Genomic DNA, 21,030 nt, shown 5'->3' with positions numbered 1-21,030 from the left:
CGCGGTGTTCGAGGCCGCGCCGGCCGGCGCGGTCGGGGTCTCGGCGCCCCTGCGCGGCACCCTGGTCGCCCTGGAGGTCGCTGAGGGGGACACCGTGCGGCCTGGCCAGGCGGTGGCGGTGCTGGAAGCCATGAAGATGCAGCACGTGGTCACGGCTGGCGAAGGCGGGACCGTGCGCCGCCTGCCCTACGCCCTGGGCGCCGTGGTGGAGACCGGCGCGCCCCTGGCCTTTGTCGTCCCCGCAGAGACCGGCGAACTGGCGGCCGCCGACGAGGCGATCGACCTGGACCTGATCCGCGCCGACCTGGCCGAGGTGCGGGCGCGTTATGCCCTGACCCTGGATGAGAACCGGCCTGACGCGGTGGCGCGGCGCCGGCGGACCGGCCAGCGGACGGCCCGGGAGAACCTGGACGACCTGTTCGATCCCGGCAGCTTCAATGAGTACGGGGCCCTGGCCATCGCCGCCCAGAAGCGCCGCCGTTCGGTCGAGGACCTGCAGGTGGCCACCCCCGCCGACGGCATCGTCACCGGGGTGGGCGAGGTGAACGGCCACCTGTTCGGCGAGGACGCCGCCCGCTGCGTGGGCCTGGCCTATGACTTCACCGTGCTGGCGGGCACGCAAGGTCACTTCAACCACAAGAAGACCGATCGGATCCTGGAGTTCGCCGAGCACTGGAAGGCGCCGGTGATCTGGTACACCGAGGGCGGCGGCGGCCGACCGGGCGACGTGGATGTGGGCGGCCTGACCGCCTCGTCGCTCGACACCACCAGCTTCACCACCTTCGCCCGGCTGTCGGGTGTCGCGCCGCGCATCGCCATCAATTCCGGGCGCTGCTTCGCTGGCAATGCGGTGTTCTTCGGCTGCGCCGACGTCACCATCGCCACCCGCTATTCCAATATCGGCCTGGGCGGTCCGGCCATGATCGAGGGCGGGGGCCTGGGCGTCTTCACCCCGGACGAGATCGGCCCCTCCGAGGTTCACTGGGAGAACGGGGCGCTGGACCTGCTGGTCGAGGACGAGGCGGCGGCGACGGCGGCGGCCAAGCACATCCTGTCCATGTTCCAGGGCCCGGTGAAGGACTGGACCTGCGCCGACCAGCGGACCTTGCGCCACCTGTTGCCGGAGAACCGGGTGCGGGTCTATGACGTGCGTCGGATCATCGAGACCCTGGCGGACACCGGTTCGTGGATCGAACTGCGCGGCGGCTATGGCGTGGGGCTGATCACCGGCTTCCTACGCATCGAGGGCCGGCCCATGGGGCTGATCGCCAATGACCCGCGCCACCTGGGCGGAGCGATTGATAGCCCCGGCGCCGAGAAGGGCGGCCGCTTCCTGCAGCTCTGCGACGCCTTCGGGATCCCGGTGGTTTCGCTGTGCGACACCCCCGGCTTCATGGTCGGGCCGGATTCGGAGAAGACCGCGGCCATCCGCCGGGGCTCACGCCTGTTCGTCACCGCCGCCAGCCTGTCCGTACCCCTGTTCGCGGTGGTGCTGCGCAAGGGCTATGGCCTGGGGGCGCAGGCCATGACTGGCGGTGACTTCTCGGCCAGCGCCATGACCATCGCCTGGCCCACGGCCGAGTTCGGGCCCATGGGCCTGGAGGGCGCCGTGCGCCTGGGCTACCGCAAGGAGCTGGAGGCCGAGACCGACCCCGCCGCGCGCGAGGCCCTGTTCCAGAAGCTGGTCGGCCGGATGTACGAGACCGGCAAGGCGATCAGCGTCGCCCAGGTCGACGAGATCGACGCGGTGATCGACCCGGCCGAGACCCGGGCCTGGCTGATGCGGGGGCTGAAAAGCTGCCCGGTGAAGAAGCCCGCCGGGCGCTCCTTCGTGGACGTGTGGTGATCAACCTCAACCCCATCGTCATCCTCCGGTCGCCACAGGCGATCCGGGGGACCCATAGGGCGGTGGGTGATTAGCGATTCAGCTTGGGTCCCCCGGACGCCCTTGCAGGGCGCCGGAGGATGACGCGTTTTGGGGGCTTAGTTGTTGCCGCCGATCAGGTTGCCCAGGCCGCCGAGGACTGAGCCCTCGCCGGCGTTCTGGCCGCCGCCGCCGGCCGCCTGCAGCATCCGCCCGGCCAGGCGCGAGAAGGGCAGGGACTGGATCCAGACCTTCCCCGGCCCGGTGAGGCGGGCGAAGAACAGGCCCTCGCCGCCGAAGAAGACGCTCTTCACGCCCCCGGCCGCCACCAGGTCGAAGTCGACCGTGGGCGAATAGGCGGCGACGCAGCCGGTATCGACGTGGATCTGCTCGCCAGGCGCCAGGTCGCGCTCCACCAGGGCGCCGCCCATCTGGACGAAGACCCAGCCGTCGCCGTCCAGGCGCTGCATGATGAAGCCCTCGCCGCCGAACAGGCCGGTCATCACCCGCTTCTGGAAGTGCAGGCCGATGGAGACGCCCTTGGCCGCGGCCAGGAAGCTGTCCTTCTGGCAGATCAGGCTGCCGCCCAGGTCGCCCAGGTTCAGCGGCAGGATCGCGCCCGGCGTCGGCGAAGCGAACGCCACCTTGGCCTTGCCCTGGCCGCGATGGGTGAAGACGGTGGTGAACAGGCTCTCGCCGGTGATCAGCCGCTTGCCGGCGCCCAAGAGCTTGCCCATCAGGCCGCCGCCGCCATCCCCGCTGCCGTCGCCGAACACCGTGGTCATCTCTACCGTGGCGTCCTTCCAGACGAAGGCCCCGGCCTCGGCGATGGCGCTCTCGCCGGGATCGAGCTCGATCTCGACGAACTGCAGCTCTTCGCCCTTGATCTCGAAATCGATGTCGTCGGCGACGCCGTCGCGGCGGTGATGGGTCCAGGGGCTATTGGCCATAGGGCGCTCCTCATTGTGGCGCCGCTTATCTAGGGTGCGTTCCGCGCGTTCGCGAGGCCACTCCGCTCATCCCGGCATTCGCCGGGATGAGCGGACCGGGGCGCAAACGAAAACGCCCCCGCTGGTCCAGCGAGGGCGTTCCCGGAGAGGTCGAGCTCAGCTCTAGAGCTCGATCATGTCGAAGTCGGACTTGGGCGTGCCGCAGAGGGGGCAGATCCAGGTGTCTGGAAGGTCGCTCCAGCGCGTGCCAGGGGCCAGGCCCTCGTTGGGGTCGCCGGCCTCCTCGTCATAGATGTAGCCGCAGGTCCGGCACTGCCAGGTCTTGTAGGGCGCCTCGCTCATGGCCGCGCCTAGTTCAAGGTGAAGCGGATCGGCACGGACTTGGGCCCGCACACGAAGCTGGCGGCCATGCGCTTCGGCTCACCGGCCATCTCAACGCTGGCGACGCGCTTGAAGAACTCTTCCCACAGGATGCGCATCTCCATCCGCGCCAGGTGCTGGCCCAGGCAGACGTGGGCGCCGTAGCCGAAGGCCACGTGCTTGTTGGGGGTGCGGTCGACGCGGAACTTGAAGGGGTCTTCGAAGACGGTCTCGTCGCGGTTGCCCGACGGATAGGACAGGAACAGCCAGTCGCCCTTGGCGATCTTCTTGCCGGCCAGTTCGGCGTCGTCGGTGGCGGTGCGCATGAAGTGCTTCACCGGGGTCGCCCAGCGGATGGACTCCTCGATCAGGCCGGGGATCAGGCTGCGGTCGGCCTTCACCTTCTCGAACTGCTCGGGGTTCTCGGCCATGGCCCACAGGGCCGCGGCGGTGGTGGACGAGGTGGTGTCATGGCCAGCGGTGGCGGCGATGATGTAGTAGCTCATGGCCTCCAGGTGGCCGAGCGGCTGGCCGTGGACCTCGCCATTGGCGATCACGGTGGCCAGGTCCTCGCGCGGCGTCTTGCGGCGGTCCTCGGTCATGGCGTTGAAGTACATCATGAAGTCCATGACCACGGACTGGATGGTGTCGACGCCGGTCTGGGCGTCATAGGTCTCCGTGCCCGTGCGGTTCAGCTCCGGGTCGGCCGAGCCGAACAGCTCCTGGGTCAGCTTCAGCATCCGGGGCTCGTCCGTCTCCGGTACGCCGATCACCTCCATGATCACGTGCAGCGGGTAGAGGAAGGCCACATCACGGGCGAAGTCGCAGGACCCGCCCTGGGCGGCCATACGGTCGAGGAAGCCGGTGGCGATCTCGCGGATGCGGTCCTCGAGCTTGCGCAGGTTCTGCGGCATGAACCAGCCCTGGGTCAGGCGCCGGTAGGCCAGGTGATCGGGGTTGTCCATCTGGACCAGGGAGCGGACCAGGTGGGGCGAGCCGCCCATCATGGCGCGGACCTTCTGGTCGGCCTCGATGGTGGTCAGCACGGTGGAGCGGTCGCCGTTGTGGAACAGCTCGTTCTGGCGCTCGACCTCCAGGATGTCGGCGTGGCGGGTGACGACCCAGAACGGATCGAAGCCTTCTGGCTGGGCCTGTTCCAAGGGGGCGTTCTGGCGCAGCCAGGCGAAGGCCTGGTCCACCCGGTCGCCGTCGGCATAGGCGCGGGGGTCGACAATGGTGTTGGCGAGCTCGGTCGAGATGGTCATTCCCGGATCTTCCCTGATGAGATGCGCCAGATCTGCGCGGCGTCCACTTGCTAGTTGTTCAACAAGTATCATACGCTTGCAACATGTCCCTTACGGAAACCCCGTCGAAAATCCGACGCAGCCAGGCCGAGCGGCGCGACGAGTCCGAGCGCCGGCTGATCGAGGCCGCCGCGGGCCTGGTGGTGGAGCAGGGGATCGGCGCCGCCACCTTCGCCAATATCGGCGAGCGCGCGGGCTACAGCCGTGGCCTCGTCACCCAGCGGTTCGGCTCCAAGCAGGGCCTGATCGAGGCGATGATCGAGCGGCTGCAGCTGCGCATCGGCGCCCTGCTGGAGGACCGCGGGGTTGAGGGGATGAGCGGCCTCGACCAGGTGCTGGCCAATGTGGACGTGTTCCTGGCCGCCCTGGAGCGTGACGGGGAACTGCGGGCCTATTTCGTGCTGCTGGCCTCGGCGGTGGCCGATGTCTCGGAGCTGCGCGCGCCCTTCGCCGCCGCCCACAAGCAGGTGGAGCAAAGCTATGAGGCCCTGTTCCGCCAGGGCCAGGCCGAAGGGGTGGTGAAACCCGACCTGGACGCCGCCGCCGCCGCCCTGATGACCGGGGCCCTGCTGTTCGGCCTGTCCATGCAGCTGCTGCTCGACCCGGACATGGACTTAGGCCCGATCCGGGAGACGTCGCTGGCGACCCTGCGGGCGAGTTTTTCGGCCTGACGTTCCCCCGGGTGTCATCCCGGAAAGCCGCGCTAGCGGCTTGTCCGGGACCCATACGCGCGAGGACTGGTAGGATAGATCGGTGCCTATGGGTCCCGGTCTTCGGCTGCGCCGAAACCGGGATGACAGTGTTAGGCTAGGTGAAGGCTTCCAGCTTGCCGATATACCCCGCCTTCTCCGCCTCGCTCAGGAACGCGCCCTCGAAACTGTTGCGGGCCAGGGTGACGATTTCGGCGCGGGTCAGGTCAAGGGCCTGGGCGGTCTGCAGGTAGTTGTCGGCCAGGTAGCCGCCGAAATAGGCCGGGTCGTCGGAGTTCACCGTGGCCTTCAGGCCCAGGTCCAGCATCCGCTTCAGCGGGTGGGCCTTCAGGTCGTTCACGACGCAGAGCTTGAGGTTGGACAGCGGGCAGACGGTCAGGGTCATGCCCTCCCGGACCAGGCGCTGGGTCAGGGCGGCGTCCTCGAGCGAGCGGTTGCCGTGGTCGATGCGGTCGACCTTCAACAGGTCAAGGGCCTCATAGACGTATGCTGGCGGCCCTTCTTCGCCGGCGTGGGCGACGAGCTTCAGGCCGCGCTCGCGAGAGGCCGCGAAGACGCGGGCGAACTTGGACGGCGGATGGCCGACCTCGGAGCTATCCAACCCCACGCCCTCGATCCGGTCCAGCCAGGGCTCGGCGGCCTTGAGGGTCGCAAAGGCCGCGTCCTCGTCCAGGTGGCGCAGGTAGCAGAGGATGAGCTTGGAGGTGATCCCGAGCTCGGTCCGGGCGCGGTCCATGCCGGCCAGCAGACCGTCGATGGCGACCTTGAAGGGCAGGCCCCGGTCGGTGTGGGTCTGGGGATCGAAGAAGATCTCGGCGTGCACCCCGCCTTCGGCGGCCAGGCGGCGGAAATAGGCCATGGCCAGGTCCTGGAAGTCCTCTTCCGTCAGCAGCACCTGGGCGCCCTGGTAGTAGATGTCCAGGAAGTCCTGCAGGTTCGAGAAGGCGTAGGCCGCGCGGACCTCCTCCACCGACTTGAAGGGCAGGGCGATCTTGTTGCGCGCGGCGAGCGCGAACATCAGCTCCGGCTCCAGGCTGCCCTCGATGTGCATGTGCAGCTCGGCCTTGGGCAGGGCCTTGATGAAGTCGGCGAGGGACATGGGCGCTTCCGTCTGAGGGCAGGGCGCCAGTTTAGAGGGTGTGCGGCGAAAGCGGCATCCCCTTTCGGCGACGGCTTGACGAGCGGGGCCAGGACCCCGGCTAATGGGTTCAAACAACCGTTTGGGAGGACGCCCCCGTGACCATCAAGACCCGCATCACCGACCTGCTCGGCGTCCAGTATCCCATCGTCCAGGCGCCCATGGGCTGGATCGCCCGCTCGGCCCTGGCCTCGGCGGTGTCCAACGCCGGGGGCTTAGGGATCATCGAGACCTCGTCCGGCGAACTCGACGCCGTGCGCGAGGAGATCCGCAAGATGCGCGAGCTGACCGACAAGCCGTTCGGGGTGAACATCGCCCAGGCCTATGTCCGGGACGGCGACATCGTCTCCTTCGTGGCCGACCAGGGCGTGAAGTTCGTCACCACCTCGGCCGGCGATCCGAACCGCTATTGCAGCCAGCTTAAGGAGGCCGGCCTCACGGTCTTTCACGTGGTCCCGTCCCTGTCGGCGGCGATCAAGGCCATCGAGGCTGGCGTCGACGGGCTGGTGGTCGAGGGCGCCGAGGGCGGCGGCTTCAAGAACGCGCGCGACGTCAACACCATGGTGCTGCTGCCCCTGGTCTGTTCCAAGGTGAATGTCCCGGTGATCGCCGCCGGCGGCATGGTCGACGGCCGCTCCATGGCCGCGGCCTTCGCCTTGGGGGCCGAGGGGATCCAGATGGGCACCCGCATGGTCTCGGCCGCCGAGAGCCCGGTGCACCAGAACTGGAAGGACGCCATCGTCGCGGCGAAGGAGACCGACACGGTGTTCCTGAACCGCTTCGGCCCCGGCCCCGCCTGCCGCGCCCTGCGCACCGAGAAGACCACCCGGCTGGAAAAGGACCCCGGTGAAAACGGCGTCTCGCCGGAGTTCCGCAACGCCATGGCGCTCTACTTTGGCGGCGACATGGAGGCCTCCATCGCCCTGTCGGGCCAGGTCGCCGGGCGTATCGAGTCGGTGAAGCCGGTCTCGCAGATCATCTCCGAGGTGGTGGCCGAGTTCGACGAGGTGATGGCGCAGATGAGCGCGAAGTATGCGCGAGTCTAGGCCTCGCGCTTAGGGCCCGGCCGTCGCGCCGGGTTGGAGCCGCCGCCGACATAGCCGAGGGCGGCGGCTTCGCGCACCGCCTGGGAGCGACCGACGACGTTCAGCTTCTGGGCGGCGTTCTTCAGGTGGAAGCGCACCGTGGGCGCCGAAATGTGGACCAGCTCGGCGATGACCTGGTCGGTCTTTCCGGCCGCGGCCCATTTCAGGCACTGGATCTCCCGGCGGGTCAGCCGCGCGCCGCCGGCCGCGGGCAGGGCGCCGCGGGCCTCGTGGTGGACGGCCATGAACTTGAGCGCCGCGGCGTGCAGGTGCTCGGCCCGGGCCGCGAAGACGGCGGCGACGTCCAGGGCCGGGTCCGGCGTCGCCCAGACGATGGCTCCGATCACCCCGCCGGGCAGGTAGGCGGGGGCGATGATGGCGGCGGCGACGCCATGCTCCCGCGCCGCCGCCGCCCCGTCGATGCCTTCCAGCCGGGGCGCAGGCCGCCAGGTCGCGAAGCGGCCGTCGGTGAAATAGAACGGCTCTGAGACGTACCGGGCGGCCATGACGAAGGGCGAGCGCAGGGCGAAGCCGCGGTCGCGCCAATAGGCCAGGTCTGGGTCCAGCCAGCGGAAGGTCGTCTCCGCATAGGGCCGTCCATCGGCGCCCAGCATGGGGTCGGGGCTGGAGATGTCGGCGCTGGCGGCGATGAAGGGCAGGCCGATCTCGCGGCCCAGCTCGGCGATCTGCTGGGCCAGCCTGTCCGCCGCCACAGCGTCGGTTTCGGTCTGCGGCAAACTCATCCCGATGGTTCCTACTCGGGGCGGCCTATCACTCCAGATAGCTTGATCGGCGACCCATCCGCCGTCATGGCTAAACCCATATGGTGCGCCGGGAAACGGCGCCGCTGGGGAAGTGCGCGATGAATCTTGATCTCAGCCCGCAGGACCGGGCGTTCCAGGCCGAGGTCCGTGAGTTTCTGGAAGAGGCCCTGACGCCGGAGCTGCGCCAGGCCGGCCGCCGGGCCACCAGCGTCTTCATGGAGAAGGACTACAGCCTGGCCTGGCAGCGCATCCTGCACCAGCGCGGCTGGGTCGCCCCGGCCTGGCCGGTCCAGTATGGCGGGACCGGCTGGAACGAGATGCAGCGCTACATCTTCGCCGCCGAGTGCGCGCGGGCCGGCGCGCCCAGCCTGTCGCCCATGGGCCTGAAGATGGTCGGCCCGGTGATCATGGGCTACGGCACGGACGAGCAGAAGGCCTTCTTCCTGCCCCGCATCCTGTCGGGCGAGGACTATTGGTGCCAGGGCTATTCCGAGCCGGGGGCGGGGTCCGACCTGGCCGCCCTGCAGCTGCGCGCGGTGCTCGACGGCGACCACTATGTGCTGAACGGCTCGAAGATCTGGACCACCCACGCCCATTGGGCCAACCGGATGTTCTGCCTGGTGCGGACCCGCACCGAGGGCAAGGCCCAGGCCGGCATCACCTTCCTGCTTCTGGAGATGACGGCGCCGGGGATCGAGGTGAAGCCGATCATCACCCTGGCCGGCGAGCACGAGGTGAACCAGGTCTTCTTCGACAATGTCCGCGTGCCGGTCTCGGGCCGGATTGGGGATGAGAACGCCGGCTGGACGGTGGCCAAGTACCTGCTGGAGTTCGAGCGTGGCGGCGGTTCCGCGGCCGGGCTGAAGGTGAGCTTCGAGCGGCTGAAGGCGCTGGCCAGGGACGAAGCCGCCAGTGGGGGCGGCCCGCTCCTCCAGGACCCCGCCTTCCGCGCCAAGCTGGCCTCGGCCGGGGTCGCCCTGGAGGCCATCGAGATGACCGAGCATCGCGTGCTGGCGGAGCTGGCGTCTGGCAAGAACCCGGGGCCGGCCTCGTCCATGCTGAAGGCCCAGGGCACGGAGGCCATGCAGCGCCTGGACGAGATCGCCATCGAGGGCCTCGCCCACTACGCGGCGGTGGACCAGATCGACGCCCGCGCGCCGGGCGCCAACGTCCCGGTGATCGGGCCGGAGCACGGGCTGACCAGCATGGCGCGCTACCTGAACAACCGGGCGGCCTCGATCTATGGCGGCTCCAACGAGATCCAGCGGGACATCATGGCGCGGCTGGTGCTTGGACTTTAGCGGGCGCCGTTACGTCGACTGTCTCTGCAAGAGCACAACTCTTCCGGTTTCCCACTCAACCTATCAGCTTCGATAGCTTGCCCGTCGGGCCCCGCTTGGCGAGCCTCTCCGCCGAAACCACGGCTGACCCTCAAGAGGCGGCCGGGACCCATGGGGAGAAGACACCGGATGCGAACCACCCACACCCTGCGCGCCGTCCTGGCGCTGGGCGCCTCGATCAGCGCCCTGGTCACCGCCACGGCGGCCCTGGCGGCCGAGACTGAAGGCGAGAACACCATCGAGGCCATCGTCGTCACCGCTCAGCGGCGCGAGGAGACGGCCAACACCATCGGCATGGCCATCCAGGCCTTCAGCGGCGACACCCTCGACCAACTGCACGTCAATGACGTGAAAGACCTGTCCAGCGTGGTGCCGAGCTTCTCGGTGTCGCAGAGCTATCAGGGCATCCCGACCTATACGCTGCGCGGGATCGGCTTCAACACGATCAACATGTCGGCCACCTCCACCGTCGGCACCTATGTCGATGAGGTGGCCTACGCCTATCCCATCATGAACACCGGCCCGGTCTATGACCTGGACCGCGTGGAAGTGCTCAAAGGTCCGCAAGGCACCCTCTATGGCCGCAACACCACGGCTGGCCTGATCGACTTCGTCACCGGCAAGCCCACCGAGGACTTCCGCGCCCAAGGCACGGTCGAGGTCGGTAACAACCGCACGGTCAATGTCGAGGGCATGGTCAGCGGGCCGATCGGCGACCGCCTCCAGGGCCGCTTTGCGTTCCGCAAGGAGAACAGCTGGGACGGCTGGCAGAAGAGCAACACCCGCAACGAGACCCTGGGCCGGGTGAACAAGCTGGGCCTGCGCGGCAGCCTCGCCTTCCAGCCCACCGACGCGCTCAGCATCGACGCCGCCCTGACCTACTGGCAGGACAAGTCCGACCCGCTGGCCGCCCAGGCCATCGCCTTCAACCCGGCCACCACGGGCAGCCCGTTCAACGCCGTCGGCGTCGCGGCTTACGTCGCTTCGCACCAGCCCACGGACGGCGACCAGGCCGACTGGGAGCCCTACAACCAGCGCGCGGCCGATGTCGGCACGGGCCTGGGCCTGGCCGGTCCGCTGGCCAATGACAACAGCTTCGTCGGCGCCAAGCTGCGGGTTGGCTATGAGTTCAGCGACAGCCTGCGGATGGTCTCCCTGACCAGCTACAACAAGCTGGAGCGTGACGCCCTGTTCGACTGGTCGGGCGCGCCCTTCGAGATCCTGGTCCAGCGCGGCTATGGCGAGATCAAGTCCTTCGCCGAGGAACTGCACTTCGAGGGCGAGGCCGGCCAACTGAGCTGGCTCGCGGGCCTCTACTACGGCAAGGACAAGATCCTCGACGCCGACCGCACCATGCTGGGCGACCACGCCCTGGCCAACCAGGTGACGACCCTGTCGATCATCGGCGTGCCCGCCCTGGGCCTGCCGCCGCTGGGCCTGAACCCGTTCAACACCGCCGGCTATTCGGCGCTGGAGATGTCCCAGGCCTTCCGGACCTATTCCGACATCGCCAACTTCGAGACCGAGACCAAGAGCGTCTTCGTCAACGCCGACTGGAAGGTCAACGACGCCCTGAAGCTGACGGCGGCGATCCGCTACACCCAGGACACCCAGGACTATGCGGGCTGCTCGCGGGACTTCAACGGCAACATGTTGCCGAACGTGAACGTCTTCAACCGCACCTTCTATTTCGGCGTCTATGGCGCGACCCCGGCTCCGATCACCAAGGGCGCCTGCGTCACCTTCTCGCCCCCGGCCAAGTCCTTCGGCATCGTCACCTCGAACCTGGACGAAGAGAACGTGTCCTGGCGCCTGGCGGTGAACTACCAGCCGACCAGCAGCGTGCTGGTCTATGGCTCGATCTCGCGCGGCGCCAAGGCCGGCTCGACCCCGGTCAACGCCGCCAACATCGCCAGCCAGAACGCCCCGGCCAAGCAGGAGCTGCTCACCGCCTATGAGGTGGGTCTGAAGGCGGGCCTGTTCGAGCGTCGGGTCCAGGCCAATGTCGCGGCCTTCTACTACGACTACGAAGACAAGCAGATCTCGACCTACTTCAAGGACCCGATCTACACGGCCCTGGCCCGCCTGCAGAACATCCCGACGTCGGAGGCCTATGGGGTGGACGGCGACGTGACCTGGCGCGCCACCTCGAACCTGACGGTGATCGCCGCCGGGACGGCCCTGCATACCGAGATCAAGGGCTATACGGGGATCAACGCCGCCGGCCTGGCCGCCAGCTATGACGGCAAGCCCTTCCTCTACAGCCCGAAGTTCCAGGGCAGCCTGACGGCGCTCTACAAGCGTGACCTGACCGAAAACCTGGGCCTGCAGGCGGCGCTGAACCTGCGTCACCAGTCCAAGTCGCACGCCGACCTGGAAGGCGACCCGCGGTTCGCGATCCCGTCCTACAGCCTGCTGAACGGCTCGATCGGCATCCATTCCCTGGATGACAAGTGGGAGCTGTCCCTGTGGGGCCGCAACCTGGCGGACAAGTACTACTACCCGGCGATCAGCAATAACTCGAACCTGATCGTCCGCTTCCCGGGCCAGACGCGGACCTTCGGGGCCTCGTTCACCGTGAAGTATTGAAGAAATCCGGCTTCCGGCCCGCCCTCACTCTTCCCAGGGGGCGGCGTCGGGGCCTGATGCACGGGGAGGAACGGCGTCCGGGCGATCGGGCGCCGTTCTGTGTTTCCATCCCTCCGCTCATCCCGGCGAATGCCGGGATCCAGATGACGGCGCGTAGGTGTGCAGTTCGCTCGATTTACGCGCTTTCCGGATGGCGCCGAGTCCTATGATCTGGTTCCCGGCATTCGCCGGGATGAGCGGTGAGGCCTAGGCCGCCACCGATTGCGGCAGGTCCTCCACCGCATAGCTGTCCTCGTCCCACAGGGCGTCCCATTCGGCCCAGCGGGCGGCGGCGTCGCGGACGCGGGCGTCGTCGCGGACCTGGACCACCTGGCCCTCGGCCTCGTCCCAGATCACGGTCAGGTCGCACAGGCGATAGTCGTCCTCGGCCAGCCGGCCCTGGGTGATCAGGGCATCGGCCATCAGGCGGCTGACCTGCAGCTTCAGGCGGCCGCCCGCCAGGCGGGCGCAGAGGTCGGCGTGGGTGATGACCTGGTCGATCATGTCGGTGTTGGCGGCGCGGATGGGGCGGCGCGCGTCGAACAGGAACAGCGGCTCCGAACGCTGCGGGCGGCGGGCGGCGAGGCGAGCGACGTTCGGCATGGGAAGCTCCTTTCGTTTCGACATCCTCACGCTAGGCTTGCGATGCGTCAGAAACGGACGTACGTTTTTGCTCTGTTCTGGTTTTCTGGAGGGAGCCGGCTTTGCGGCATGAGAAGGCGACCCGTCTCCTGGAGCTGGCCCGCCTCTTGGCGTCTTCCGCCGAAGGTCTAACGCTCGACGAGATGGCCGGGTCCATGGGGGTCGGCCGGCGCACCGCCGAGCGGATGCGCGACGCTGTCCGCGAGGCCTTCCCGCAGATGGAGGAGGTGGACGACCCGCCCACCCGCCGGTTCCGAATTCCGGCGGGTCTCGACAGCATCTTCCAGGCCCCGACGGCCGACGAGTTCGCCGCCCTGCGCGCCGCCGCCGACAACTTCCGCAGCCTGGGCGCCAGCACGCGGGCCCAGGCCCTGGCCAGCCTGGAGCAGAAGGTGCTGTCGGCGGTGCGGGCCGGGGTGCGGCGCAAACTCGCCCCGGACATGGAGGCCCTGCTGGAGGCCGAGATCACCTCGTTCCAGGCCGGCCCCCGGCCCTTCGAGGACGAGACGGTGCTGACCCCCATCCGCGAGGCGATCATGTCGCTGCGCCGGCTGAAGTTCAAATATGAGGGCGGCTCGACGCCAGGCCGCGAGCGGGAGGTGACGCCGTTTGGCCTGCTGTTCGGGCGGGCGAACTACCTGGTGGGCGCGGAAGGCGGGGGGACGGAGCCGCGCACCTGGCGTCTGGACCGCATCCGCGACATCAAGCTCAGCCCGACGCCGGGAACCCGGCCCGAGGGTTTCACCCTGCAGGCCTTCGTCACCCGCAGCTTCGGCATCTATCAGGACGGGGTGGAAGAGGTGCGGCTTCGCATCCTGCCGCACGGCGCCGAAGAGGCCCTCGGCTGGCGCTTCCACCCGACCCAGACGCTTGAGCGCCAGCCGGACGGCTCGGTGCTCGCCACCTTCCAGGCCGGCGGCATGCGCGAGCTGGCCTGGCACCTGTTCACCTGGGGCGACAAGGTGGAGATCCTCAGCCCGGAGCGGCTTAAGACGGTGATGCGCGAGGAACTGGCCGTGGCCGTCCGCGCCCATAATCCTCCCCCATTTCCTGGGGGAGGAGAAGACTAGACCTTCTTCGCTCTCGCCGAGCTCCAGAGGTAGAGGGCCAGCGGAACCAGGACGAAGGCGGCGGCGGCGAGCAGGGTGGCCGGGCCTTCGAAGGCGTCGCCGACGATGGCCAGGGGGCTGCCCTTGTTGGTGGCGACGATCAGGCCGGCGAGCGCCACGTTGAACAGGCTCTCGCCGACGATCAGGCCCGAGACCGCCAGCACGCCCAGGCGCTTGGCGACTTCGCCCGAGGGGCCGCGGCTCACCAGGCGGTCATAGATCCAGCCCGCCAGCGCGCCCAGCACCACGGGGAAGGTCACGGCCGAGGGCAGGTAGATGGCGATGCCGACGCCCAGCGGCGGCAGGGCCAGGGGGCCGGCGGCGCGGTTGCGCGTGACCCGGCGCAGGGTCTCGTCCACCAGCACCAGGACCGCGCCCAGCACGCCGCCGACGCCGATCAGGCCCCAGTCCAGCTTGCCGCCGATCACCCCGGTGGCGATGGTCGAGATCAGGGTCGCCTGGGGCGCGGGCAGGGGATCGTGCGAGATGCCTTCCGGCCCGCCGACAAAGCCGTTGGCCGCGTTCAGCAGGTTCAGGATCACCGGGATCACGGCGGAGCCGGCGACCACGCCGATCACCAGGGCCACCTGTTGGCGCCAGGGCGTCGCGTCGACCAACTGGCCGGTCTTCAGGTCTTGCAGGTTGTCGTTGGCGCTGACCGCCACGGCCAGCAGGACGCCAGTGACCAAGAGGGCGAAGGCCACCAGGGGCTTCACATCGCCGTCGCCGATCAGTGGCTTGGCGATGGCGGCGGTCATCAGGGCCGCGCCCAGCACCGCCAGGATGGCGAGGCCGGAGACCGGGCTGTTGGACGAGCCGATCAGGCCGGCCATGTAGCCGCAGACGGCGGCCACGGCGAAGCCGGCGATGACGATATAGGCGAGCGCCACGCCGGTGAGCGGGGCGACGAGGGGGGCGAGCGGGCCTGCGCCCACAAACTTGATGATCAGGATCGCGATGGGGACCAGGCAGGCGAGCGAGGTCAGGGCCACCCAGCCGATGGGCATGTCGCGTTCCACCAGCGGCAGGTCGTCGGCGTTCCCGGCCTTGCGCTTGGCCTGGGCGGCCAGGGCCGAGGCCAGGCCCCGGGTGACCGGGGCGGCGAGCTTGCCGAGCGTCCAGATGGCGGCGACGCCGATGGCGCCGGCGCCGATGAAGCGGACCTTGGTCGACCAGATCTTGGTGGCCACGTCGGCGGCGTCGCCGGCGGCCGGATAGAGGTGGGTCAGGACAGGGACAGCCACGCCCCAGGCGATGGCCAGGCCCGTGGCCATGGCGATCCCGACCGCGATCCCCATCAGGTGGCCCGCACCGACCAGGGCGAGCGACATGGAGGCGCCGATGCCGGTGGCCGCGCCAGTGGTCCCGATGCGGGTGAAGGCGGTGACCTCGGCGGCGAACACCTTGAGCCCGGTTCCCAACGCGAACAGGGCCGAGGCGACCGAGCCCAGGGTGATGGCGGCGAGGCCCGCCTTGCCTTCGCCGGCGGCCTCGGCGTCGCGGGCGCCGGAGCCGACCTTCAGCACCTCGGCGGCGGCGACGCCTTCGGGGTAGGGCAGGTCGGACTGGGTGACGAGGGCCCGGCGCAGGGGGATGGTGTACATCACCCCCAGCACACCGCCGGCGGCGCAGATGCTGAAGTTGATCCAGAACGGAAAGCCGGTCCACCAGCCGATCATCACCAGGCCTGGCAGGACGAAGATCACTGAGGCCATAGCCCCCGCCGCCGAGGCCACCGTCTGGACGATGTTGTTCTCGTAGATGGTAGAGGACTTCACGGCCCGCAGCAGGGCCATGGAGATCACCGCCGCGGGGATCGAGGAGGCGAAGGTCAGGCCGACCTTCAGGCCCAGATAGACATTGGCGGCGGTGAACACCGCGGTGATGGCGATCCCGAGGATCACGCCCCGAAGGGTCAGTTCGACACGGGGGCTGGCGGCGGCGGTCATGCGGGCGTCCTGGCTGCGAAGCCGCCAGTTGGAGCAGGGTTGGGGGCGAGGCTCAAGACCCACCCCTTTTAAGCTCAGCCCCGGAACAGCCCGATGGTCTCCCGCACCCAGGCCTTCAGGTCGTCGCGGCGCTCGGCGGGGGTTTTGCCGTGGCGGACGAAGACCATGTCGAGGTCGGGAACGCAGACCGTGTACTGGCCCTCATGGCCATTGGCCGAGAAACTGCCCGGCCCGCCGAGGCCCAGCCACCAGTGAGCGCCGTAGGCGTCATCTGTGCAGTCGGCTTGTTGGAAGGTGGGGGTTCGCGCGTAGTCGACCCAACCCGGCGGCAGCAGGCGGCGGTCCTCCCAGACCCCGTCGCGCAGATAGAGCAGGCCGAAGCGGGCGAAGTCGCGGGCGGTGGTGAAGCAGAAGGACGAGCCCAGGAAGGTCCCGGCCTTGTCGAACTTGGGGATCGGGCTTGTCATGCCCAGGGGCTCGAACAGCCGGGTGCGCATATAGGCCTCGAAGTCGGGGCCGTAGGCGCCCAGGGCGCGGGACAGGGTGCGGGCGACGATGTTGGTCGTGCCGCTGGAATAGGAGAAGAAGCTGCCCGGCGGGTGCGCGAGCGGCTTGTCGGCGGCGTAGTGGGCCGCGTCGTCCTTCCCCTCGCCCCAGAGCATGGCGATGGTGTCCGAGGGCTGGTCCGGCAGGTAGATCTCGGAGAATTCCAGGCCGCTGGACATGCGCAGCAATAGGTCCAGGGTGATGGCCCCGCGAGGATCGCCCGGCGTCTTCCACTCGGGAACGTCGGCGGGGGCGAAGATGTCCAGCTTGCCGTCGCCGACGATCAGGCCGGCCAGGGCCTGGGTGATGCTCTTGGCCTTCGACCAGGACAGGCAGGTCTTGTCCGGCCCGTGGTCGGGACCGTAGCGCTCGAAGATCAGCCGCCCGCCCTGGACCACGACCACGGCGTGGGTCTCGCCGAAGTCGGCGAAGCCCTTGTCCATGAGGGCGTCGAATCGGGTCCGGTCCAGACCCTTGGGCAGGTCGCCCTCAGGCCAGGCCTGGGTGGGCCACGAAACGTCCGGGGCCTGGGCGGGCAGCTGAGTCAGGGTCATGCGCTGGCGGCGGTCTTCTGCGGGGCTTCGGGGAAGAACACCTCGGCGGCGTGTTCGGCGACGTCCTGGGCGGTGTAGGGCCGGCCGGGCGTGAAGCCGTCAGTCTGCATCATCTTGATCTCTCGCACGCCGCGGGACGAGACGCCCAGCACCTTGCCGGTGTGGTCGGCGGCGAGATCGGAGACCATGTAGAGCACGCCGGGCGCGATGTTCTCCGGCAGGCTCATGGGATCGGGCTCACGACCCTGGCGGCCAGGCAGGTCGGAGGTCATGCGGGTGAAGGCGCCGGGCGCCAGGCCCATGACCCGGATGCCGTACTTGCGGCCCTCGATGGAGAGCACGCGCATGAAGCCGTAGATGCCGGCCTTGGCGGCGCCGTAGTTGGACTGGCCGAAATTGCCGTAGAGGCCCGAGGTCGAGCTGGTCATGACGATGACGCCGGGCTTGCCGTTGTCCTTCAGCCACTTCCAGACCGGCATGGTGCAGCAATAGGTCCCCTTCAGGTGGACCTTCACCACCAGGTCCCAGTCGGCCTCGGTGGTGTTGGCGAAGGTCTTGTCGCGCAGGATGCCGGCGTTGCAGACCAGGATGTCCACCTGGCCAAAGGCGTCGAGCGCGGTCTTCAGGATGTTCTCGCCGCCTTCCATGGTGGAGACGTCGTCGCCATTGGCCACGGCCTTGCCGCCGGCGGCGATGATCTCGTCGACCACCTTCTGGGCCGCGGCGCTCGTGCCCGAGCCGGACCCGTCGCGGGATCCGCCCAGATCGTTGACCACGACGCTGGCGCCTTCTTTGGCGAACAGTTTGGCGTAGGCTTCGCCCAGACCGCCGCCGGCGCCGGTGATGATGGCGACCTTGCCGTCCAATAGGCCCATGACGCTTCTCCCTGAAAATTTATGAGTTGAATGGGGGGATCATCCTTCCCTTGCGGGAGCGGCGCAAGTTTCCAGACCCGATGTTCGATTTAGACTCTACTTCGACATGGTTGGGGCTAACTTGGCCGGACGAGGCCGTCGCTGAAGAGCGGCCCGCAGGGAGCCGCCAGTGTCAGGACTAGAGCCCGCCGTGGAAACCCACGGCCCGTCGGCCATCGCCGATCCGCCGATTGCGTCAGAGGTCGGAGGTGACGGCAGGCTGGGACGAGGCGGGGTGGCCTGGTCGCTGTTCGAGGGCGCTCGCAACCCCTATGTGATCCTGATCACCATCTACATCTTCGCGCCCTATGTGGCGGCGGTGATGGTGGGCGATCCGGTGCGCGGCCAGGAGGTGATCTCGCGCTGGAGCCAGTATGGCGGCTGGATCGTCATGGCCACCGCGCCGCTGCTGGGATCGTCCATCGACCAGCTGGGCCGGCGCAAGACCTGGCTGGGCCTGATCGTGGCCCTGATGGTCCCGATGATCGCGGCCCTGTGGTTCGCCAAGCCGGACGGCTCGGGCCTGTCGGTGACCACGACCATGATCCTGATCACCCTGATCGGGGTGCTGTTCGCCTTCTCGGAGGTGCTGCACAATTCGCTGCTGATCCGGGCCGCGGGCCTGGGCGCGGCGCACAAGGCCTCGGGCCTGGCCCTGGCGCTCGGCAACGCCTTCGCCGTCACCGCGCTCGCCTTCACCGCCTGGGCCTTCGCCCTGCCGGGCAAGGTGGATTGGGCCTGGGTGCCGCATGCGCCGCTGTTCGGCCTGGACCCGGCGGCGGCGGAGCCGCAGCGGGTGGTGGCCCTGCTGGCCGCGGGCGTCTTCGGCCTGGGGGCCATCCCGCTGTTCCTGTTCACCCCCGACGCGCCCCCCTCCGGCGTGCCGGTGGCCAAGGCCTTCGCCGATGGCGCCAGGAGCCTGGTGCGCATGGTGATGACGGTGGGCCAGTACAAGGACGCCGCCGTCTATCTGGGCAGCCGGATGTTCTATGTCGACGGCATGAACGCAGTGCTGATCTATGCCGGCATCTACGCCACCGGGGTGATGAAATGGGGGCCGCTGGAGATGCTGTTCTTCGGCATCCTGTTGTCGGTCCTGGCGGTGCTGGGCGGCTTTGTCGGCCACTGGATGGACGCCCACCTCGGCCCGAAGAATTCCGTGCGCATCTCCATCGGCATGTCGCTCCTGGGTATCATCGCCTTCCTAGGCATGGCGCCGGATAAGATCCTCTACTTCTGGCCCTATGACGTCGCGACCCACGCGCCGCTGTGGGACGGGCCGTTCTTCACCACCCTGCCGGAATGGATCTTCATCCTGATCGGCTTCTCCAACGCCATCTTCATCACCGCCCAGTACGCCTCCAGCCGAACCCTGCTGACGCGCCTGACCCCGCCGGAACAGACCGGGGCCTTCTTCGGGGTCTACGCCCTGTCCGGCGTCGCCACCGGCTGGCTGGGGCCGATGATGGTCAACCTGGGCACCAAGCTGACCCACACCCAGCAGGGCGGGTTCGCGACCATCACCATCCTCTTGGCCATCGGCTTCGTCGGGCTGATGTTCGTGAAGGGCGGCGGGCGCACGACGGCGGCCTGAGCCCTTCCCTCGCGACGGGGGGACCGCTAAGGCCAGCCCATGCAGGTGGCGGCGCAGCTCCGGACGGCGTGGCGGGACCCCTTGGGGGTGATCTCGGCCTATGCGGATGAGCCGTGGACGCTCGCCCTGGTCTCCGGCGGCGGCGGGCCGCGGGGGCGCTGGTCCTATCTGGCGCGGCGCCCTGAGGCGACCCTGACCCTGGGCGCGGAGGATCCGCGCGACCCCTTCGAGGCCCTGGCCGAGTTGCTCGGGCCGACCGGCGAACACCTGTCCAACGGCCCGCCGTTCCAGGGCGGGGTGGCCGGGCTCTGCGCCTACGAGCTGGGCGACCGGGTGGAGGCCCTGGGCCTGGCTCGCAGCCCCGGCTGGCCGGACCTGGCCGCGGCCCGATATCGCTCGGTGCTGGCCTTCGACCATCAGCTTCGCCAGGTCACCGCCTTTGGGCGCGGGTTTGACGAGGTCGAGGCCGAGGACGCCGCCTTCGAGGCCATGACCTGGCTGCAGACCCTGCCCCGGCCGCAGCGGCGCGGGCGGCTGGCCGAGGGACTGACCGGCTCGGACGGGGCCGCCTACCAGGCCGCGGTGGCTGAGGTGGTGGCGCGCATCGGGGCGGGAGAGATCTTCCAGGCCAATATCGCCCGCCAGTGGCGCGGGCGGCTGGCCGAGGGGGTGCGGCCCTTCGACGTCCTGGCCCGCCTGGCGCGGTCGAGCGCGGCGCCCTTCGCCGCTTATCTGCGCCTGGAACGGGCGGCGGTGGTGTCCAACTCGCCGGAGCGGTTCCTCAAGCTCGATGCGGACGGCCAGGCTGAGACCCGGCCGATCAAGGGCACCCGGCCGCGCGGCGCGACCCCGGAGGCCGACGCCGCCCTGGCCCAGGAGCTGGCCGCCAGCGCCAAGGACCGGGCTGAGAACCTGATGATCGTCGACCTGATGCGCAACGACCTGGCCCGGGTCAGCCGGCCGGGCAGCGTGGTGGTCCCGGAACTCTGCGAGACCGAGAGCTTCGCCAATGTGCATCACCTGGTCTCGACGGTGCGCAGCCGGCTGGCCGACGGGCGCTCGGCCCTGGACCTGCTGCGGGCCGCCTTTCCGCCGGGCTCGATCACCGGCGCGCCCAAGGTCCAGGCCATGAAGATCATCGCCGGGTTGGAGCCGCCGCGCGGCCCCTATTGCGGCTCGCTGTTCTGGGCCGGGGCCGATGGGGCGCTGGATTCCAGCGTGCTCATCCGCACCCTGGCCTGTCGGCGGGACGACGCCGGCTGGGCGGTCGAGGCGCGGGCCGGAGCCGGCGTCGTGGCCGACAGCGACCCCGCCGCCGAACTGGCCGAGACCGAGGCCAAGATCGCCGCCCTGGTCGCGGCGCTGACGGGAGATGTCGCGTGACCGTGCCCCTGGATGACCGCGGCCTGCTGCTGGGCGATGGGCTGTTCGAGACCGTGCTGGCCCAGGATGGCGGCCTGATCCGCCTGGAGGCGCACCTCGACCGCATGGCCGCCGGCTGCGCGGTGCTGGGCCTGCCGGCGCCTGACCCGGTGGAGGCCGAGGGGCTGATGCGCCGGGCCGCGGCGCCTCTGGGTGG

At 69.1% G+C, this 21,030-nt stretch carries 18 protein-coding genes; 9 read left to right on the top strand and 9 right to left on the bottom strand.

Translation table 11 applies throughout. From position 1 onward, the window contains the following. A partial coding sequence (locus ACFQ27_RS17590) for a carboxyl transferase domain-containing protein (RefSeq protein ID WP_377354504.1) occupies positions 1 to 1,846 on the top strand: 1,846 nt, incomplete at its 5' end. A 137-nt stretch (positions 1,847 to 1,983) separates the two neighbouring features. On the opposite strand, the gene ACFQ27_RS17585 is transcribed toward ACFQ27_RS17590, so the two are convergent. The 3 genes from ACFQ27_RS17585 to ACFQ27_RS17575 all read right to left on the bottom strand — a co-directional run bounded on the left by ACFQ27_RS17585 (position 1,984) and on the right by ACFQ27_RS17575 (position 4,439). Then, a complete protein-coding gene (locus tag ACFQ27_RS17585; protein WP_374343294.1) occupies positions 1,984 to 2,814 on the bottom strand; it encodes a TIGR00266 family protein in 831 nt (276 codons plus the stop codon). 162 nt (positions 2,815 to 2,976) lie between these two features. Next, on the bottom strand, positions 2,977 to 3,156 hold the full coding sequence (locus tag ACFQ27_RS17580) for a rubredoxin (protein WP_377354503.1): 180 nt from the start codon (positions 3,154 to 3,156) through the stop codon (positions 2,977 to 2,979). 8 nt (positions 3,157 to 3,164) lie between these two features. Beyond that, entirely contained in the window at positions 3,165 to 4,439 is a 1,275-nt protein-coding gene (locus tag ACFQ27_RS17575; protein WP_374343288.1) for a cytochrome P450, read from the bottom strand. 83 nt (positions 4,440 to 4,522) lie between these two features. On the opposite strand from ACFQ27_RS17575, the gene ACFQ27_RS17570 reads away from it, so the two are divergent. Continuing rightward, a complete protein-coding gene (locus ACFQ27_RS17570; protein WP_374343286.1) occupies positions 4,523 to 5,149 on the top strand; it encodes a TetR/AcrR family transcriptional regulator in 627 nt (208 codons plus the stop codon). A gap of 136 nt (positions 5,150 to 5,285) precedes the next feature. On the opposite strand, the gene ACFQ27_RS17565 is transcribed toward ACFQ27_RS17570, so the two are convergent. Further along, positions 5,286 to 6,287 carry an adenosine deaminase gene (locus ACFQ27_RS17565; RefSeq protein ID WP_377354502.1) on the bottom strand — a complete coding sequence of 334 codons (1,002 nt, stop codon included), beginning with the start codon at positions 6,285 to 6,287 and terminating at the stop codon, positions 5,286 to 5,288. Between the two features lie 137 nt (positions 6,288 to 6,424). On the opposite strand from ACFQ27_RS17565, the gene ACFQ27_RS17560 reads away from it, so the two are divergent. After that, positions 6,425 to 7,372 carry an NAD(P)H-dependent flavin oxidoreductase gene (locus ACFQ27_RS17560; protein ID WP_377354501.1) on the top strand — a complete coding sequence of 316 codons (948 nt, stop codon included), beginning with the start codon at positions 6,425 to 6,427 and terminating at the stop codon, positions 7,370 to 7,372. Here ACFQ27_RS17560 and ACFQ27_RS17555 read toward each other — a convergent pair. Next, positions 7,369 to 8,154 carry a helix-turn-helix transcriptional regulator gene (locus tag ACFQ27_RS17555; RefSeq protein ID WP_374343280.1) on the bottom strand — a complete coding sequence of 262 codons (786 nt, stop codon included), beginning with the start codon at positions 8,152 to 8,154 and terminating at the stop codon, positions 7,369 to 7,371. The genes ACFQ27_RS17560 and ACFQ27_RS17555 overlap by 4 nt on opposite strands. Positions 8,155 to 8,273: 119 nt before the next feature. Between ACFQ27_RS17555 and ACFQ27_RS17550 the strand changes: the two genes are divergently transcribed. Both ACFQ27_RS17550 and ACFQ27_RS17545 read left to right on the top strand, forming a co-directional pair. Beyond that, positions 8,274 to 9,476: an acyl-CoA dehydrogenase family protein gene (locus tag ACFQ27_RS17550; RefSeq protein ID WP_374343278.1), complete on the top strand. Its 1,203-nt coding sequence runs from the start codon at positions 8,274 to 8,276 to the stop codon at positions 9,474 to 9,476. A 168-nt stretch (positions 9,477 to 9,644) separates the two neighbouring features. Beyond that, positions 9,645 to 12,104 (top strand): TonB-dependent receptor, encoded by a 2,460-nt coding sequence (locus tag ACFQ27_RS17545; protein ID WP_377354499.1) that lies wholly within the window; start codon positions 9,645 to 9,647, stop codon positions 12,102 to 12,104. A 246-nt stretch (positions 12,105 to 12,350) separates the two neighbouring features. On the opposite strand, the gene ACFQ27_RS17540 is transcribed toward ACFQ27_RS17545, so the two are convergent. Then, positions 12,351 to 12,746, bottom strand: coding sequence for a hypothetical protein (locus ACFQ27_RS17540; RefSeq protein ID WP_374343274.1), 396 nt, complete (start codon positions 12,744 to 12,746; stop codon positions 12,351 to 12,353). Between the two features lie 101 nt (positions 12,747 to 12,847). Here ACFQ27_RS17540 and ACFQ27_RS17535 point away from each other — a divergent pair, with 101 nt between their 5' ends. Continuing rightward, positions 12,848 to 13,855: a helix-turn-helix transcriptional regulator gene (locus ACFQ27_RS17535; RefSeq protein WP_377354498.1), complete on the top strand. Its 1,008-nt coding sequence runs from the start codon at positions 12,848 to 12,850 to the stop codon at positions 13,853 to 13,855. On the opposite strand, the gene ACFQ27_RS17530 is transcribed toward ACFQ27_RS17535, so the two are convergent. The 3 genes from ACFQ27_RS17530 to ACFQ27_RS17520 all read right to left on the bottom strand — a co-directional run bounded on the left by ACFQ27_RS17530 (position 13,852) and on the right by ACFQ27_RS17520 (position 17,818). After that, positions 13,852 to 15,843, bottom strand: a complete 1,992-nt coding sequence (locus ACFQ27_RS17530; protein WP_377354497.1) for an OPT family oligopeptide transporter — start codon at positions 15,841 to 15,843, stop codon at positions 13,852 to 13,854. The genes ACFQ27_RS17535 and ACFQ27_RS17530 overlap by 4 nt on opposite strands. 74 nt (positions 15,844 to 15,917) lie before the next feature. Then, positions 15,918 to 16,943, bottom strand: coding sequence for a serine hydrolase domain-containing protein (locus tag ACFQ27_RS17525; RefSeq protein ID WP_377354496.1), 1,026 nt, complete (start codon positions 16,941 to 16,943; stop codon positions 15,918 to 15,920). Beyond that, positions 16,940 to 17,818: an SDR family NAD(P)-dependent oxidoreductase gene (locus tag ACFQ27_RS17520; RefSeq protein ID WP_374343266.1), complete on the bottom strand. Its 879-nt coding sequence runs from the start codon at positions 17,816 to 17,818 to the stop codon at positions 16,940 to 16,942. The genes ACFQ27_RS17525 and ACFQ27_RS17520 overlap by 4 nt, the downstream gene beginning before the upstream one ends. Positions 17,819 to 18,008: 190 nt before the next feature. On the opposite strand from ACFQ27_RS17520, the gene ACFQ27_RS17515 reads away from it, so the two are divergent. From ACFQ27_RS17515 to ACFQ27_RS17505, 3 genes are all read left to right on the top strand, one after another. Then, positions 18,009 to 19,451: an MFS transporter gene (locus ACFQ27_RS17515; RefSeq protein ID WP_374343264.1), complete on the top strand. Its 1,443-nt coding sequence runs from the start codon at positions 18,009 to 18,011 to the stop codon at positions 19,449 to 19,451. 39 nt (positions 19,452 to 19,490) lie between these two features. Next, on the top strand, positions 19,491 to 20,834 hold the full coding sequence (locus ACFQ27_RS17510) for an anthranilate synthase component I family protein (protein ID WP_377354495.1): 1,344 nt from the start codon (positions 19,491 to 19,493) through the stop codon (positions 20,832 to 20,834). Further along, positions 20,831 to 21,030: aminotransferase class IV (locus ACFQ27_RS17505; protein WP_377354494.1), on the top strand; the 200-nt coding region annotated here is incomplete at its 3' end. The genes ACFQ27_RS17510 and ACFQ27_RS17505, both read left to right, overlap by 4 nt.

This window comes from Phenylobacterium conjunctum (genome assembly GCF_042679085.1).
GTDB lineage: Bacteria > Pseudomonadota > Alphaproteobacteria > Caulobacterales > Caulobacteraceae > Phenylobacterium > Phenylobacterium conjunctum.
This window is presented reverse-complemented; position numbering and strand designations above follow the sequence as displayed.